This window comes from Microvirga sp. TS319, from assembly GCF_041276405.1.
GTDB lineage: Bacteria > Pseudomonadota > Alphaproteobacteria > Rhizobiales > Beijerinckiaceae > Microvirga.
In genome coordinates, this window is sequence record NZ_JBGGGT010000002.1 from 1,074,494 (window position 1) to 1,088,577 (window position 14,084).

Annotated in this window: 17 protein-coding genes; 7 read left to right on the plus strand and 10 right to left on the minus strand. The window is 64.7% G+C overall.

Going from position 1 to position 14,084, the window contains the following annotated elements; translation table 11 throughout:
- The first annotated feature begins 9 nt into the window (after nt 1-9).
- Nucleotides 10-1,083, plus strand: coding sequence for a Tim44 domain-containing protein (locus tag AB8841_RS14510; RefSeq protein WP_370436540.1), 1,074 nt, complete (start codon nt 10-12; stop codon nt 1,081-1,083).
- A 78-nt stretch (nt 1,084-1,161) separates the two neighbouring features.
- Here AB8841_RS14510 and AB8841_RS14515 read toward each other — a convergent pair whose 3' ends face one another.
- Complete coding sequence (locus AB8841_RS14515) at nt 1,162-1,743, minus strand: DJ-1/PfpI/YhbO family deglycase/protease (RefSeq protein ID WP_370436541.1); 582 nt, start codon at nt 1,741-1,743, stop codon at nt 1,162-1,164.
- A 147-nt stretch (nt 1,744-1,890) separates the two neighbouring features.
- Here AB8841_RS14515 and AB8841_RS14520 point away from each other — a divergent pair, with 147 nt between their 5' ends.
- Entirely contained in the window at nt 1,891-2,115 is a 225-nt protein-coding gene (locus tag AB8841_RS14520) for a hypothetical protein (protein WP_370436542.1), read from the plus strand.
- A 70-nt stretch (nt 2,116-2,185) separates the two neighbouring features.
- On the opposite strand, the gene AB8841_RS14525 is transcribed toward AB8841_RS14520, so the two are convergent.
- The 4 genes from AB8841_RS14525 to AB8841_RS14540 all read right to left on the minus strand — a co-directional run bounded on the left by AB8841_RS14525 (nt 2,186) and on the right by AB8841_RS14540 (nt 5,267).
- On the minus strand, nt 2,186-2,908 hold the full coding sequence (locus tag AB8841_RS14525; protein ID WP_370436543.1) for a metallophosphoesterase: 723 nt from the start codon (nt 2,906-2,908) through the stop codon (nt 2,186-2,188).
- Nucleotides 2,901-3,716: a nucleotidyltransferase family protein gene (locus AB8841_RS14530; protein ID WP_370436544.1), complete on the minus strand. Its 816-nt coding sequence runs from the start codon at nt 3,714-3,716 to the stop codon at nt 2,901-2,903. Before AB8841_RS14530 ends, AB8841_RS14525 begins: the two co-directional genes overlap by 8 nt.
- A gap of 81 nt (nt 3,717-3,797) precedes the next feature.
- Nucleotides 3,798-4,172 carry a hypothetical protein gene (locus AB8841_RS14535; protein WP_370436545.1) on the minus strand — a complete coding sequence of 125 codons (375 nt, stop codon included), beginning with the start codon at nt 4,170-4,172 and terminating at the stop codon, nt 3,798-3,800.
- Between the two features lie 291 nt (nt 4,173-4,463).
- On the minus strand, nt 4,464-5,267 hold the full coding sequence (locus tag AB8841_RS14540; RefSeq protein ID WP_370436546.1) for a BON domain-containing protein: 804 nt from the start codon (nt 5,265-5,267) through the stop codon (nt 4,464-4,466).
- Between the two features lie 210 nt (nt 5,268-5,477).
- Here AB8841_RS14540 and AB8841_RS14545 point away from each other — a divergent pair, with 210 nt between their 5' ends.
- From AB8841_RS14545 to infA, 3 genes are all read left to right on the plus strand, one after another.
- Nucleotides 5,478-5,738 (plus strand): hypothetical protein, encoded by a 261-nt coding sequence (locus AB8841_RS14545; RefSeq protein ID WP_370436547.1) that lies wholly within the window; start codon nt 5,478-5,480, stop codon nt 5,736-5,738.
- Between the two features lie 194 nt (nt 5,739-5,932).
- Nucleotides 5,933-6,142 carry a cold-shock protein gene (locus AB8841_RS14550; RefSeq protein ID WP_047188264.1) on the plus strand — a complete coding sequence of 70 codons (210 nt, stop codon included), beginning with the start codon at nt 5,933-5,935 and terminating at the stop codon, nt 6,140-6,142.
- Between the two features lie 92 nt (nt 6,143-6,234).
- Nucleotides 6,235-6,516, plus strand: a complete 282-nt coding sequence (gene infA / locus AB8841_RS14555; RefSeq protein ID WP_027314981.1) for a translation initiation factor IF-1 — start codon at nt 6,235-6,237, stop codon at nt 6,514-6,516.
- Between the two features lie 334 nt (nt 6,517-6,850).
- Here infA and AB8841_RS14560 read toward each other — a convergent pair whose 3' ends face one another.
- Nucleotides 6,851-7,399, minus strand: coding sequence for a sigma-70 family RNA polymerase sigma factor (locus AB8841_RS14560; protein ID WP_370436548.1), 549 nt, complete (start codon nt 7,397-7,399; stop codon nt 6,851-6,853).
- Nucleotides 7,396-7,599 (minus strand): NepR family anti-sigma factor, encoded by a 204-nt coding sequence (locus AB8841_RS14565; protein WP_370436549.1) that lies wholly within the window; start codon nt 7,597-7,599, stop codon nt 7,396-7,398. Before AB8841_RS14565 ends, AB8841_RS14560 begins: the two co-directional genes overlap by 4 nt.
- Nucleotides 7,600-7,920: 321 nt before the next feature.
- Here AB8841_RS14565 and AB8841_RS14570 point away from each other — a divergent pair, with 321 nt between their 5' ends.
- Nucleotides 7,921-8,079: a DUF3309 family protein gene (locus AB8841_RS14570; RefSeq protein WP_370436550.1), complete on the plus strand. Its 159-nt coding sequence runs from the start codon at nt 7,921-7,923 to the stop codon at nt 8,077-8,079.
- A 139-nt stretch (nt 8,080-8,218) separates the two neighbouring features.
- Nucleotides 8,219-9,031 carry a nickel-binding protein gene (locus AB8841_RS14575; RefSeq protein ID WP_370436551.1) on the plus strand — a complete coding sequence of 271 codons (813 nt, stop codon included), beginning with the start codon at nt 8,219-8,221 and terminating at the stop codon, nt 9,029-9,031.
- Between the two features lie 101 nt (nt 9,032-9,132).
- On the opposite strand, the gene uvrB is transcribed toward AB8841_RS14575, so the two are convergent.
- From uvrB to AB8841_RS14590, 3 genes are all read right to left on the minus strand, one after another.
- Nucleotides 9,133-11,838: an excinuclease ABC subunit UvrB gene (uvrB, locus tag AB8841_RS14580; protein ID WP_370436552.1), complete on the minus strand. Its 2,706-nt coding sequence runs from the start codon at nt 11,836-11,838 to the stop codon at nt 9,133-9,135.
- Between the two features lie 55 nt (nt 11,839-11,893).
- A complete protein-coding gene (locus AB8841_RS14585; protein WP_370436553.1) occupies nt 11,894-12,949 on the minus strand; it encodes a DUF808 domain-containing protein in 1,056 nt (351 codons plus the stop codon).
- A gap of 182 nt (nt 12,950-13,131) precedes the next feature.
- On the minus strand, nt 13,132-13,944 hold the full coding sequence (locus tag AB8841_RS14590; RefSeq protein ID WP_370436554.1) for a class I SAM-dependent methyltransferase: 813 nt from the start codon (nt 13,942-13,944) through the stop codon (nt 13,132-13,134).
- Nucleotides 13,945-14,084: the final 140 nt, after the last annotated feature.

Genomic DNA, 14,084 nt, shown 5'->3' on the forward strand with positions numbered 1-14,084 from the left:
AAACGAAAAATGATGAAATTTGCTTCTCGCCGAAGCCGCGTCATGGTCGCTCTGGCTGCAGCCCTGGTGCTGGCCGGCAGTGCCGCCGAGGCTCGCGTCGGCGGGGGACGGGGCAGCTTCGGATCGCGCGGCGCGCGCACCTATTCTCCGCCTCCGGCTACCCGGACGGCGCCCGACGCCGCCGCGCCCATTCAGCGCTCGCAAATTCCCAATCAGGGTCAGAATCTCAACCGGCCCGGCACCCCGGCTCCCAACATGGCTCAGCCGCGCCGCTTCGGCTTCGGCACGGGCCTGATGGCCGGCCTCTTCGGCGCGGGCCTGCTCGGAATGCTCATGGGCAACGGCTTCTTCGGCGGCCTCGCCGGTCTCGCCTCCGTCGTGGGACTGCTGCTCCAGGTCGGCTTGATCGTGCTCGTGATCTCGTTCGCCATGAAATGGTTCCGCCGCCGTCAGGAGCCCTCCTATGCGGGTCCGCAGGGCGTCCATCGCACCATGACGGGCGGCAGCGTGCCCCCGGCTGGCGGCCGTTCCATGGGTGGCGGCTTGGGTAGCGGGTTGGGCAACGGCAGCGGCTTGGGCAACGGCCTCGGCGGTCTGGGCGGCGCTCTCGGAGGAGCTCTGGGTGGCATGAACCGTTCATCCCGCGGCCCTGCCGTGCGTGACGAGATCGGCATCGGCGAGCAGGATTACGCGGCCTTCGAGCGCTCGCTCGTCGAGCTGCAGGATGCCTATTCCCGTCAGGACATCGAGAAGCTCTGGACGATGGCGACGCCTGAAATGGCCGGCTACATCCAGGAAGAGCTCAACGACAACAAGGCGCGCGGCGTCGTGAACAAGGTCTCGGACGTGCGTCTGCTTCAGGGCGATCTCTCCGAGGCCTGGCGCGAAGGCTCGACGGATTACGCAACCGTCGCCATGCGCTTCTCGCTGATCGACGTGACGACCGATCAGGCGACCGGCCGCGTGCTCGAAGGCGATCCTTCGAAGCCGCAGGAGGCCAGGGAGCTGTGGACGTTCCGCCGCGATCAGGGTGGTTCCAATCAGGGCGGATCCTGGACGATCTCCGCGATCCAGCAGGCTTAAGCGCTCCGAAAGAGATGAAAATGAAAGCGGCCGGTATCCACCGGCCGCTTTTTGTTTGAGTGGTTACGCGACGGACGATCACTCGGCCGCGTGCCGGCGGCCGGCATGGGAGCCCTCGCGGATCTCTTCGATGATCTTCTTGACGAAGGCGTCGAGATCGCCCGGGTTGCGGCTGGTGATCAGTCCCTGATCGGTCACCACCGTTTCGTCGCGCCACTCGCCGCCCGCGTTCATCACATCCGTCTTGATCGAGTGGTAGGACGTGCATTTCTTGCCTTTGATCAGGCCGGCCTCCACGAGCAGCCACGGCGCGTGGCAGATTGCGGCGACGACCTTGCCGGACGAGTAGAAGGCCCGGATGATCTCGATGGCCTTCGGCTCGACGCGCAGCTTGTCGGGATTGATCTGCCCGCCGGGCAGCACGAGCGCATCGTAGGCGGAAGGGTCGACGGCCTCGATATCCTTGTCGACCTTCACGCTCTTGCCCCAGTCCTTCTCGTCCCAGCCGCGGATCTCGTCGGGCTTCATGCGCGACTTGGGCGCGGCGACCTCGACCTTCGCGCCCGCATCCGCGAGTTTCTGCTGCGGCACCATGAGTTCGGATTGTTCGAAACCGTCGGTCGCCATGATGAGAATCTTGGCCTGTTGAATATCAGGCATGACGTTCTCCTTGATTGTCGGTTCGTTGTGAGGGGATGTCGGTGGAACGGGTAAGAGGAGCGGGGGTTCCAAATGACCTTCCCCGTGGAACCTGATTTGTGCGGGTCTGTTGACCAGATCACGGACAAGTCAACGAGGAAGAGAAGAATGGCCAATCCAGGAATGCCGACGGACGAGCCGCTGCCGGGTGGAAACATTCCGAGCGACATGCCGCCGCCAGGAACGGATCCTGACGATCTGCCGGATACCGGCCCGACGGGGCCGCGCACGCCCTATCCCGTGAACGATCCTGGAATCACGGATCCGAAAGGGCCGGGCTCCGAGCCCGATTATCTGCCCGGCACTCCGACCGATCCGGGGCCCCGGCTATAGAGCAGCGGACGTGAAAAGTGGATTTAGCACTTTTCACGTCCGACGCTCCCTTCTTGGATGCGTGAACGGATCAGATTTCCAGGATGGCGTAGGGCTTCCCGGTGGGCTTCTCGATGTGCTTGGCGACGTTGTAGACAGGCTGTCCGCCCGGGGTGCGCCCCTCGAAGCGGCCGCGATGCGCGTGACCGTGCACGATGGCACTGACCTTGAAGCGGTCGATGGTTTCCGCCAGGCGCGAGGAGCCGAGAAACGGATAGATCTCCAGCGGCTCTCCTTCGATCGTCTCGGGCACCGGCGCATAATGCAGGATCACCATGGACCGCTTGGCACGGACCTGACGCATCGCGTTTTCGAGCCGCAGCGTTTCGTTCATGGTCTCGCTGACGAACTGCTTGATGGCGGGCTCGCCGAAGGAGCCCAGCATGCGCCGCCCGAATCCGCCGGCGAAGCCTTTGACGCCGACGAAGCCGACGCCGTCGATCTCCACCGACTGCCCGTCGAGAAGCTTCATGCCCGCCTCGCGCAGGATGTGGGCCACCTCTTCCGCCGCGCCGCACTCGTAATCGTGATTGCCGAGAACGCCGACGACGGGGATCGAGCAGGCCTTGAGATCCTGCGCGAGGATCTCGGCCTCCTTCGGCTTGCCGAGATCGGTCAGATCGCCCGTCAGGACGAGAACGTCCGCTTCTCTGGAGATTTCGCCGAACAGATCGCGATAGGAGCCGCCATTGTCCTCACGTACGTGAAGGTCGCCCATGGCCGCGACCTTCAGGGTCTTGTCAACATCACTCATTCCGCCATTCACCTTCGCCGCCCACATCGGCGAAGCCCCATTGCTTCACGTCAATCTCGTAATCGATCCGGGAAAACATCCGCCCGCGGCACACCTTCATCTGCGGCGGCGGAAGATCGAGCTGCTTGGACAGCCTGTCGAGCAGTTCGTCCATGACCCAGCGCGGGACCTTGTCGCGCTCGGACGGGTAGATCCAACGGAAGTTGAGCAGGTGCATGAGCAGCACCTCCCAGTGGACTTCCATGTAGGCCAGCAGGCGATGCCAGTCGATCTGATCGTGCGCTTTGAGGATGGTGTGCGCCACGTCCGCGCCATCATAGCGGTGGCGGAGCTGAATGAAGCATTTCGACCAGATGAGCTCGGTCGGGCCGACGATGCGTACCGGTTGGCCGAACACCTCAATCTGTCGCGCATGCTCGAACCAGGGATCGCCGATCGGCATCGTGCCGTTGGATGAGGCGAAGATCACGTCGAAGAAGTATTGGCCCTTGAAGACCTTGCCGAGCCAGCGATCGTCCTCGATCTCGACGGAATAGCCCAAGGACTTGAAGTGCGACAGCACCCGGGTGTAGTCGCCGGCCTTGCAGAAGATATCGAGATCCTTCGTGGGGCGCGTGATGCCGGTATGGGCCGCGAGCGCATAGGTGCCGGCAAGCAGGAAGGGCAGGCCGAGCTGGTTCAACTCCCGCAGGGCCTCGGCGTAGAAGGCCTCGGATTCCGGATGTTTGAGGGTCGGTTCCGCCTTCGCGTCCATGATGGGGACGCTATAGGGAGGGTTGAGGGTGAGCTTGGGGTCGTGAGCTGCCATAGCCTTGTCCAAAGCGGAGCCGATGATGACCCGCGTTCGACAACCGTATGGCGGTAATGAAGTTCCGCAGCCGCGCTCAGGTTAGTGGTCCCCGTGGGAGATACGCACGTCCCTCGGGCTGTTGAGGATTTCCAGCAGGCTCGTGGCGATGTGCCGGGCCTCGTCGTCCTTGAGGCGCAGCAGGAACGGGGGCATCAGGCCCGCCTGAAGGCCGACCACGGCCAGCCCATGCTCATCGGTCCCGATATCGATGGTGGACGAGGTGACCTCCACCAGCTCCTCCGGCATCTCCTCTGCGTCCTCGCCGCTTTCGCCAATGGCGATGAGGAGCTGGCTGACGGCCTTGACCAGCGAGCGGGCGGCATGGGGGTCCATGACCACGGCCGTCGATTGTTCGCCCTTCTGGAACGCGATCTGAATGTTGTCGCCTTCGAGCGTGACGGAGATACCTGCCATTGTCGTCCTCGTTCTTCCCGTCGCGTCGGGCATCGGACCAAAGAACGCGGAGCCCGCCTCCGGGACCCGTCCGATGTCCCTGTCCTCTGCACCGCGCGCCGCCGGGTGCGAAAAAACCGGCCCCTTTCCACGCGATGCGCTAGGAGGTCGTGCGCTTGCGGGAAAAGACAAGATCCTGGTACGACAGATGCGCTCGCGTCCCAAGAGGCGCAAGCGCATCCGCATCGCGGCTCACGAGGTTTTCAGGGGAAAAGCCATCTCCCTGAAAAGCACGTGAGGTCACACGTGAGGTCAGGTGCGGCTTTTGCGACTGCCGGTATCCTCCGCGGCGGCCGTCCTCATTTCAGGCCGCCCGACCGTTCCGGCGCCTGCGGCAGCGGCTCCGGAGAGCATGCTGCCGCCCATGCCCGCATCGGCATATTGCTGGACGCGCAGGTTGTTCTGCACATGGGCGACGCCCGAGACGGATTCGGCGATATCCTCCGCGTGGCGCTTCTCGAAGCGGCTGTTCACGGTGCCGCTCAAGGTAATCTCGCGGTTGGACACCGATACTTCGATCTCGGAGGCGTCGACATGCGGATCGTCCGTGAGGCGGTCGTTGACGTCGTCGAGGATCCGCGCGTCGGAGCGCTGATAGCCTTTCGGGCCGCGGCCACGATGTTGCCCGGCCTGGCGCAGGTCCCGGTCGCGGCGGCGCTCGGCGTCGTCGTCGCCGAACCAGGAGCGGACCTCGTCTCCGGCCCTCTCGAAGAAACCCCGGTCCTCGTTGTAATCGCGCGAGCCGCGCCCGAACGAGGCGGAGCCGTAGCGGTCGAGATCCGGTTCATAGGCGCCGGCGCGTGGATAACCCCGGTCGCGATCCCGGTCCCAGCCGGAGCGGAAGAGCGAAGAGGGATCGTAGTCGCGGTCCTCGCCGACGACGTCGCGCCAGTCGCGGGAGGAGCCGCCCGAGCCGTAGCCCGCGGAATCTCCGTAATCGCGCCTCGACGTCCTCTCGTAGCTGGCGTCGCGGCTGCGGTCGTAACCTGAGCGTTCGTTGCCGAAGCCATGGCGGGCGATGTAGCCGTCGTCGTCGCGGTAGCGGTCATTGGCCATGGGAGCGCTCCTTTCGCTGTCTCTCGCGGTTGTCTTTCGCCATTGTCTCGCGCCTTGCCGGGAGTGAGCCTGCCCGGAGCGCGGCCTTGTTCCAACAACGTGAGGCCGCAAAAGCCGTTCCTCCGGAGGCTTTTTAACAAGCCACGCTCGAACGGGTTCGCGGCTGTCGCATTGTCGGTCCGGCGAACCATCCTGACCCAGAGGCACCCGATGGCGGAGCAAGCCGGTCTGAGCGACGACGCATTGGCGGTCTTTGCCTTCGCGGCCTATCATGAGCTGTCCAGCGGGCAGCCGGTCCGGAGCGTCGTTCGGCGTGACGGGGTCGGGCACAAGGCGAGCGATGCCGCCGTGTCCGAGCTGACGGAGCGGGGGCTCGTCGTCGCCGACGACGGCGAGATCCGCTTCACGGACGGGGGAGAGCGGCTCCTCCGGGCCTTCGTTTCGGACCTGCGCAAGGGCCATACTACCTAACAAGGCTTAACGGTCTTGCCTTGCAATTGCCCCATCCTTCCCCTACTTATTGTCGCATCGACATTTGGCCGGACGACTGGGCTACTTCGCTTTGGCACTGCCGGGCGCACGTTCCTTCTCTCTACCAATATCGACTAACGGGCGATCTGGCCTCGGCCCCCGCCCACGTGCAAGCGACAGTGAAAGGAATTCCCATGGAACAGGGAACCGTGAAGTGGTACAATGAAACCAAGGGTTATGGTTTCATCCAGCCCGACAACGGCGGCAAAGACGTGTTCGTCCATGCGACGGCGCTCGAGCGCGCCGGCATGCGTGGCCTGCGCGAGGGTCAGAAGATCTCCTACGAGCTTCAGACGGACCAGCGTACCGGCCGCACCTCTGCAGTGAACCTGCAGAACGCGTAAGGTTTGATACTCGAGAGCGTGCCCGGCACGCTCTCTTGCTTATCGGCCGTTCCGCCTCAGGAGCGGCTTTTTTGTTATGAGGAAGGCTTTGCATGGCAAAGGAAGAACTGATCACCTTCGAAGGACTTGTGACTGAAATTCTGCCGGATGCGCGCTACCGCGTGCAGTTGGACAATGGCCACGAGGTCATTGCCTACACGGCCGGCAAGATGAAGAAGAACCGCATCAAGACCCTCGCGGGCGATCGTGTCACCGTCGAGATGTCGCCCTACGATCTCGAGAAGGGCCGGCTCATCTTCCGCCACAAGGACTCGGGTGCATCGTCCGGACCGCGTCCGCCGCAGCGCGGCAACCCGCAGTTCCGGCGCCGGTAAGCCGGCTGCACGTGCTCTCGGGCCGCGCAACTCAAGCCCGTCTCGTAGGATGAACGAAAGCCCGGGAGCGGTTCGCCGCTTCACCGGGCTTGTGTCGTTAGCGCATCGCGCGAAAAAGTGGTCCCGGTTTCTCGCTTGAACGATGCGCTCCCTTAGGAGGGAGCATCGTGCGGACCCAGCGGGCCGCGCGAGCGAAAAGTGGTCCCGGTATTCGCTGACGCGGCCCTCCGGATCCGCTCGCAACGATGCGCTCATCTAAGAAGGAAGCATCGGACCCAAAAGTGCAAATCCACTTCCCGCGCCCGATGCTATAGAGGAAATGTCCCGATAGTGATCAGGCCATGGCGTGCATCACCGAGAGGGTCACCCGGTCGGGGCCGATATCCTCGTCCATATCCTCGAAATGCATCAGTTCCGCGAGGCGGTTGCGTGCGCGGTTGACACGGCTCTTGATGGTGCCGACCGCGCAGCCGCAGATTTCCGCGGCCTGCTCGTAGGAAAAGCCGGAGGCGCCGACCAGCAGAAGGGCTTCCCGCTGATCGTGCGGCAGGCGCGCCAGCGCCTTCTGCAGATCTTCGAAATCGAGATGGGGTATCTGGTCGGGCTGCACCGAGAGGGTAGCCGCGTACTTGCCGTCCGCGTCCTCCACCTCGCGCCGCCGCTTGCGGTATTCGGAGTGAAAGAGGTTGCGCAGGATGGTGAAGAGCCATGCCTGCATGTTGGTGCCGGGCTGGAAGCGATCGATATTGGCAATCGCCCGCATCAGGGTCTCCTGTACCAGATCGTCCGCACGGTCCACGTTGTTCGTCAGAGAAATGGCGAAGGCGCGCAGATTCGGCGTCGCCTTGAGCATGGAGTCGCGAAGATCGATATCGATGCTCATGATTGCTGCTTCTCCGGCGCCCGCTCGTCCAGGCGATTGATGATCTCGATGAAGCGATCCGGAACCGGCTGCTCCCCGAGCGCCAGGGTTTCGTAGAACTGCCGCAGACGCTGGCCGAGCTGGGCCTGGACCGACCGGCTGAGGGCCGGCGAGGACGATTTTCTAAGGCCCGGAACAGGCTCTGGATCGTGCTGAGACATTTGCTTTGAGAACTTTTTGTGCATTGGGTCGACCTGATCCGCTCGAGGGCGACCTCCCGCAGGGGTCGCGCTGACGGCGGCACCCGATCGCCATGGAGGTAACGCCAAGCCATCTTGATCGTTCCGCCCAGGCGCAGATTCCTGGGAAGACCTTCACGGTCGCGCCCGATGGCGCGGCCAACGACATCTTCTGGGAACTAAATCCGAATGGCCAAGTTCTCCTGCAACAGCTCAGTTTCGGCTGAGGGTCGCGGGCCCCACCGGGGCATCCTCCCCGGAGGAAGCGCCCCTTCGGTCGGGACCTTTCATGGAGGCACCATCATGGGCGTCAGCACTATCCTGCTCATCATCGTCATTCTTCTGCTCGTCGGCGCTGTGCCGGCCTGGCCCTACAGCCGTGGCTGGGGCTATGGCCCGAGCGGCCTGCTCGGCGTGATCCTTCTGATCCTCATCATCCTGCTGCTGATGGGACGCCTGTAGTCAGGCGGGGATCGCGATCGGCGGTTCAAGGGCCGCCTCCGGCGAGGCCTCCGGGACGAAGCCCGGAGGCCCTTGCTCTTTACACCGTTCCGGCGCGCCGCCGAACGGTGTAAATTGCAAGAGGGGGCCGGAGGACGCGATGCCCATATTCCTCGATCGGCATGACTTGAGGGGCCTGACGGCGGAGGATGTCGCCGACGCCCATCGGAAGGACCTGGAGGTGCAGGGCCATTATGGCGTGCGCTTCCTGACCTACTGGTTCGACGACACGCGCGGCACCGCCTTCTGCCTCATCGAGGCACCCAATATCGGCACCGCGATGCGGGTCCACGACGAGGCCCATGGCCACATCGCTCGGGACGTCATCGAGGTGGACCTGTCCGCCGTCGAGGCCTTCCTGGGCCGCGTCGCCGATCCTCCTCCGGCCGAAGCCGTCGGCCGGGCGACGGTCGATCCGGCCATGCGCACCATCATGTTCACCGACATCGTCGATTCGACCGGAATGACGGCCCGACTGGGGGACATCAGGGCCGTCGAGATGGTCCGGGCCCATGATGCGCTCGTCCGCCGCGCGCTGCATCACGCCGGTGGGCGTGAGGTCAAGCATACGGGCGACGGCATCATGGCGTCCTTCGACGATGCCCTGGCCGGCGTGCAATGCGCCCGCGCCATTCAGCAGGCCTTCGACGCCTTCAACCTCGCGAGCCGCGAGAAGCTGCAGGTGCGGATCGGTCTCGACGCGGGCGAGCCCGTCGCCGATCACAACGATCTGTTCGGAGCCACCGTCCAGATGGCCGCGCGCCTGTGCCAATGCGCCTATCCCGACGGCATCGTCGTGTCCGAGACGGTATCGGGCCTCCTGTCGGACCGGCTGCCTGTGGCCGCGCTCGGGCCGCAGGCTCTGAAGGGGTTTGCTCAGCCGGTGCCCGTCTTCGAGGTCGAGTGGCGTTGACGGAGGCCGAAAGGACGGTTCTAGAGAATCGGATCGATCCCTTCCTGGAAAGAGCGCTTCGTTTGCTGCGAAAAACCGGGGCCACTTTTTCGCGCGATGCGCTAGCGCCCCTTGCGCCCCTTGTATTTCGGCTTCTGGCCCGCGAAGCCCTGAGTCGAGCGGGCTGTCGGGCGCTCGCGGAAGTTCAGCGGGATCTCGCGATCGGTGCCCGGGCCCATCTCGTCGAGGCCGGGCTTGCGGATGCGGGTGCCCTCGTCCAACCGGCCCTTGCCGGTCGGGCCGTAGGAGCCTGAATCCTCGTCGCCTTCGCTCGCCCCCTCCGCCGACGGCGGGAGGCCCTTCGGCGGCAGGTTGGCGCTGCGGCCGTATTTGCGCGAGCCCCCATATTTGCCGGCGTCCTTCTCCACGTCGGATTGGCGCGCCATCGGATCGTCGCTGATCGCAAGCTCCGTGGCCTGGAGACGCTTGAGCTCGTCGCGCAACCGCGCGGCCTCCTCGAATTCCAGGTTCGCGGCGGCTTCGCGCATGCGCTTTTCCATATCGGCGATGACGGCCTTGAGGTTGTGGCCGACCGTCTTGTCGGCGAGGCCCGTATCGACCGAGACGTGGTCGCGCTCGTAGACGCTCTCCAGAATGTCCGCGATGTTCTTCTTCACCGATTGCGGCGTGATGCCGTGCTCGGCGTTGTAGGCGAGCTGCTTCTCGCGGCGGCGGTTGGTCTCCGCGATCGCGCGCTCCATCGAGCCCGTGATGTGGTCCGCATAGAGGATCGCCTTGCCTTCCACGTTACGGGCCGCGCGGCCGATGGTCTGCACCAGCGAGGTCTCGGAGCGCAGGAAGCCTTCCTTGTCCGCATCGAGAATGGCCACCAGAGCGCATTCGGGAATGTCGAGGCCCTCGCGCAGCAGGTTGATGCCGATGAGCACGTCGAAGGCTCCGAGCCGCAGGTCGCGGATGATCTCGATGCGCTCCAGCGTGTCGATGTCCGAGTGCATGTAGCGCACGCGCACCCCGTTCTCGTGGAGATATTCCGTGAGGTCTTCCGCCATGCGCTTGGTGAGCGTCGTCACGAGCGTGCGATAGCCCTTCGCGGACAGCTCCTTCACCTCGTGCAGAAGATCGTCGACCTGGCTGCGCGCGGGGCGGATCTCCACCACGGGATCGACGAGACCCGTCGGACGGATGACCTGCTCCACGAAGATGCCGCCGGTCTGCTCCATCTCCCATTTGCCGGGCGTCGCCGACACATGGACCGATTGCGGCCGCATGGCGTCCCATTCCTCGAAACGCAAGGGGCGGTTGTCGAGGCAGGAAGGCAGGCGGAAGCCGTATTCGGCGAGCGTCGCCTTGCGGCGGAAGTCGCCGCGATACATGCCGCCGATCTGCGGCACGGTCACGTGGCTTTCGTCCGTGAACACGAGGGCGTTGTCGGGAAGATATTCGAACAGGGTCGGCGGCGGCTCGCCGGGTTTGCGGCCGGTGAGATAGCGCGAATAGTTCTCGATGCCGTTGCACACGCCGGTGGCCTCGATCATCTCGAGGTCGAACTGCGTGCGCTGCTCGAGACGCTGCGCTTCGAGCAGACGGCCCATGCGGGCGAGCTCCTGCAGACGGTGCTGCAGCTCGTCCTGGATGCCCTTCACGGCCTGCTGCAGGGTCGGGCGCGGCGTCACGTAGTGCGAATTCGCGTAGACCTTCACGAAGGAGAGGTCGTTGGTCTTCTTGCCGGTGAGCGGATCGAACTCGACGATGCTTTCGATCTCGTCGCCGAACAGGCCGATGCGCCAGGCGCGGTCCTCCAAGTGGGCCGGGAAGAGCTCGATGACGTCGCCGCGCACCCGGAAGGTGCCGCGCGCGAAGTCGCTCTGGATGCGCTTGTACTGCAGGGCCACGAGATCCGCGATGAGCTGGCGCTGCTCGATGCGCTCGCCCACCTTCACGGAGAACGTCATGGCCGTATAGGTCTCGACCGAGCCGATACCGTAGATGCACGAGACCGATGCGACGATGATCACGTCGTCGCGTTCGATCAGCGCGCGGGTCGCCGAGTGGCGCATGCGGTCGATCTGCTCGTTGATGGAGGATTCCTTCTCGATGAAGGTGTCCGAGCGCGGCACATAGGCTTCGGGCTGGTAATAGTCGTAGTACGAGACGAAGTATTCCACTGCGTTGTCGGGAAAGAACGACTTGAACTCGCCGTAGAGCTGCGCCGCCAGCGTCTTGTTGGGCGCGAGGATGAGGGCGGGGCGCTGCGTCTCCTCGATCACCTTGGCCATGGTGAAGGTCTTGCCCGAGCCGGTGACGCCGAGCAGCACCTGATCGCGCTCGCTGCGGCGCACGCCGTCGACGAGCTCGCGGATGGCCTGCGGCTGGTCGCCGGAGGGCGTGAAATCGGACTTGATCTTGAACGGAATGCCGCCTTCGGACTTCTCGGGGCGCGACGGGCGGTGCGGCACCCAGGGCTTGCCGTCCTTGAAGCGGGGGTCGCCTTCCGTCAGGAGCCTGGTCAGCGCATCGACCGTGGCCGACACGCCGGATTCCGGCGCGAGATCGCCGAGCTCGCTTGCGACATCGGGTCCGTCGTCGGGCCCCTTGAGCCCGAGCTTCTTGGCGAGTGCCGGATCGACATCCGAGACATCGCCGTGGATGAAGGTTTCCTGCGCGCGCTCGGCAAAGCCTTTAGCCGCCTCCCGCTCCCGGTTCACCGCGGGATTGAGAAGATCGGCCAGATAGGGATCCAGCGGCTTCAGCTCGGGTTTGGATGCCTTCCCGGTGGAAAGCTTGGGCTTCTTGGGTGATTTGGCCATAGAACGAATATGGTACAAAACAGCCAGGATGGAAAGGTGCCCGCCCGCGCGGCGATCAGGCGGTGTGCTTCTCCGCTTTCGGGCCGGCGCCGCGCACGGCTCTCGCCAGGGGCACGGCCACGTAGTGGAGGAGGGGGATGAGGACGGCTCCGAGGGCAAGGCCGAACAGGCCGGATGCGGCGGCCGTGACGAGCCATTCCACGAAGCCGCCGATGACCGGCGCGGCATGGGCCGCCCCGGCGGCGATGCCGTGGATGGCATGGCTCAGCCAGGCGAAGCCGTAGCCTTCGAGGCCATGGAGGATGATGCCGCCGCCCACCCAGACCATCGCGGCGGTTCCCACGATGCCCAGCACCCGCAGCAAGGACGGCATGGCGCGAACGAGGCCCTGCCCGAACCCCCGCGTAAGCGGGGCCAGGGCCCTGTCGGCCCCGGTCGGTTCTCCTTGCGCGCCACGCCCGATGAGACGGGAGATCGGACGATCGTTCCTCGCCAGGGCGAGGCCTACGTCGTCCGCTTTCACGATCAGGGCGACGCCGCCATAGACCAAAGCGGTGATGCCGGTGCCGACCACGGCAAGCACCAGCCCTTGCGTCCAGGACGAGGCTTCGGACACGGTCCCCAGGGTGATCGCCATGATCTCTGCCGAGAGGATGAAGTCGGTCTTGATGGCGCTGCTGACCTTCTCGTCCTCGACGCTCTTCGCGCCTTGAACCGCCTCGCCGACGGCGGCCTCATGCCGGTGGGCGCCATGCGGGAACAGCGCTTCGAACGCCTTCTCCGAGCCCTCGTAGCAAAGATAGGCGCCGCCCATCATGAGCAGCGGCGTTATCGCCCAGGGGGCCGCGAAGCTGAGGAGCAATGCGGCCGGCAGCAGATAGATGAGCTTGTTCTTGAGCGAGCCCAGAGCGATCTTGCCGACGATCGGAAGCTCGCGCGAGGCCGCGAAGCCCACGACATAGCGCGGCGTGACGGCGGCATCGTCGATCACGACGCCCGCGGCCTTCGCTCCCGCCTTGGCCGCCTGCGCCCCTACGTCGTCGAGCGACGCGGCGGCGACTTTGGCCAGGCTTGCGATATCGTCCAGCAGGGCGATCAGGCCAATGCTCATGCGGGCTCCCGTCGAATGCAATCACGAAGGATCTGAGGTTCAAGTGGCGTTCAGGGCTCTTGCCCATACCCACAACGCCCGAGCTCAGAATTGGTGCACGATGCGCTCCTCAAGGAGGAAGCATCGAATTCAATCCCAAAAGTGGCCTCCACGTCCCGCGTCCGATGATCGAGGCTCGCGCTTCAGCGTTTCGTGGCTTTCAGCGAGAAGGAAAGCGGGATCGGCACGGCGCCGTCGGGCAGGCGGAACATGCTCCGTCCCGCCGGCACCATCATGGGAAAGAGCCGATAGGGCAGGAGCTCGTGCTCGTGCAGACACTCCAGGTGCAGACCCGCGTCGAGAAGACCGCCGATGACGTCCGAGAGCGGGTGAATCCAGTTGTAATCGACGACCTTTTCCGAATGCGCATCGCCCGTATAGGACTGCGATTCCGTAAAGACGTCGGGCCTGTCCTCGGGTGTCCGCCAGCCATAGACCGGCTCGATACGCCCTTCGCGCTGGTCCAGAACCTGCGCGGAAGGATGGGAATCGAGGAAGTAGAGCGTGCCGCCCGGTCGAAGCATGTCGGCGACGACCTTCGCCCAGCGCTTCACGTTAGGCAGCCAGCAGATCGTGCCCCAGCTCGAGAAGACCAGATCGAAATGGCCGTCGATCGCGTTCCGGGCATCGTAGAGGTCGGCCTCGACGAAGGCGGCGGGCACGTTCGCCGTCGCGGCGAGGTCGCGCGAGCCGGTAATGGCGACGGGCGAGAAATCGAGGCCGGTCACGATGGCGCCGCGGCGGGCAAGCGAGAGCGTGTCCAGGCCGAAGTGGCATTGCAGATGCAAAAGACGCTTGCCCTTCACGTCCCCGATTTCCGAAGCCGCAATAGGATCGAGCGTGTCCTTCCCGGCAACGAAGCCTTCGACGTCGTAGAAGCCCGTCGCGTCCTCGATATGCAGGGCCGCCCGTCTGTTCCAGTTCGAAAGGTTGGCTTGGGACCAGGGGGCCGTCATGAGCCTTCTCGCGATTGCCGCGTTTCGCCTCCCCGGTGATTAGGGCAATCTCGGCCGGCTGTAAATCGATGCACGACGAAGAGCCATCGCCGGCATGCGAGGGAGAGGTGCGGGAGAAGTCCGGGGAGCAGAGGTCCGGG

What these genes read in the sequence shown, in the direction of transcription:
- AB8841_RS14530 (WP_370436544.1), bottom strand. Translation starts at nt 3,716, where the DNA reads ATGGCAGCTCACGACCCCAAGCTCACCCTCAACCCTCCCTATAGCGTC.
- AB8841_RS14565 (WP_370436549.1), bottom strand. Translation starts at nt 7,599, where the DNA reads ATGTCTCAGCACGATCCAGAGCCTGTTCCGGGCCTTAGAAAATCGTCC.
- AB8841_RS14585 (WP_370436553.1), bottom strand. Translation starts at nt 12,949, where the DNA reads ATGAGCATTGGCCTGATCGCCCTGCTGGACGATATCGCAAGCCTGGCC.
- AB8841_RS14550 (WP_047188264.1), top strand. Translation starts at nt 5,933, where the DNA reads ATGGAACAGGGAACCGTGAAGTGGTACAATGAAACCAAGGGTTATGGT.
- AB8841_RS14570 (WP_370436550.1), top strand. Translation starts at nt 7,921, where the DNA reads ATGGGCGTCAGCACTATCCTGCTCATCATCGTCATTCTTCTGCTCGTC.
- AB8841_RS14575 (WP_370436551.1), top strand. Translation starts at nt 8,219, where the DNA reads ATGCCCATATTCCTCGATCGGCATGACTTGAGGGGCCTGACGGCGGAG.
- AB8841_RS14525 (WP_370436543.1), bottom strand. Translation starts at nt 2,908, where the DNA reads ATGAGTGATGTTGACAAGACCCTGAAGGTCGCGGCCATGGGCGACCTT.
- AB8841_RS14590 (WP_370436554.1), bottom strand. Translation starts at nt 13,944, where the DNA reads ATGACGGCCCCCTGGTCCCAAGCCAACCTTTCGAACTGGAACAGACGG.
- AB8841_RS14535 (WP_370436545.1), bottom strand. Translation starts at nt 4,172, where the DNA reads ATGGCAGGTATCTCCGTCACGCTCGAAGGCGACAACATTCAGATCGCG.
- infA (WP_027314981.1), top strand. Translation starts at nt 6,235, where the DNA reads ATGGCAAAGGAAGAACTGATCACCTTCGAAGGACTTGTGACTGAAATT.
- AB8841_RS14520 (WP_370436542.1), top strand. Translation starts at nt 1,891, where the DNA reads ATGGCCAATCCAGGAATGCCGACGGACGAGCCGCTGCCGGGTGGAAAC.
- uvrB (WP_370436552.1), bottom strand. Translation starts at nt 11,838, where the DNA reads ATGGCCAAATCACCCAAGAAGCCCAAGCTTTCCACCGGGAAGGCATCC.
- AB8841_RS14515 (WP_370436541.1), bottom strand. Translation starts at nt 1,743, where the DNA reads ATGCCTGATATTCAACAGGCCAAGATTCTCATCATGGCGACCGACGGT.
- AB8841_RS14560 (WP_370436548.1), bottom strand. Translation starts at nt 7,399, where the DNA reads ATGAGCATCGATATCGATCTTCGCGACTCCATGCTCAAGGCGACGCCG.
- AB8841_RS14540 (WP_370436546.1), bottom strand. Translation starts at nt 5,267, where the DNA reads ATGGCCAATGACCGCTACCGCGACGACGACGGCTACATCGCCCGCCAT.
- AB8841_RS14545 (WP_370436547.1), top strand. Translation starts at nt 5,478, where the DNA reads ATGGCGGAGCAAGCCGGTCTGAGCGACGACGCATTGGCGGTCTTTGCC.
- AB8841_RS14510 (WP_370436540.1), top strand. Translation starts at nt 10, where the DNA reads ATGATGAAATTTGCTTCTCGCCGAAGCCGCGTCATGGTCGCTCTGGCT.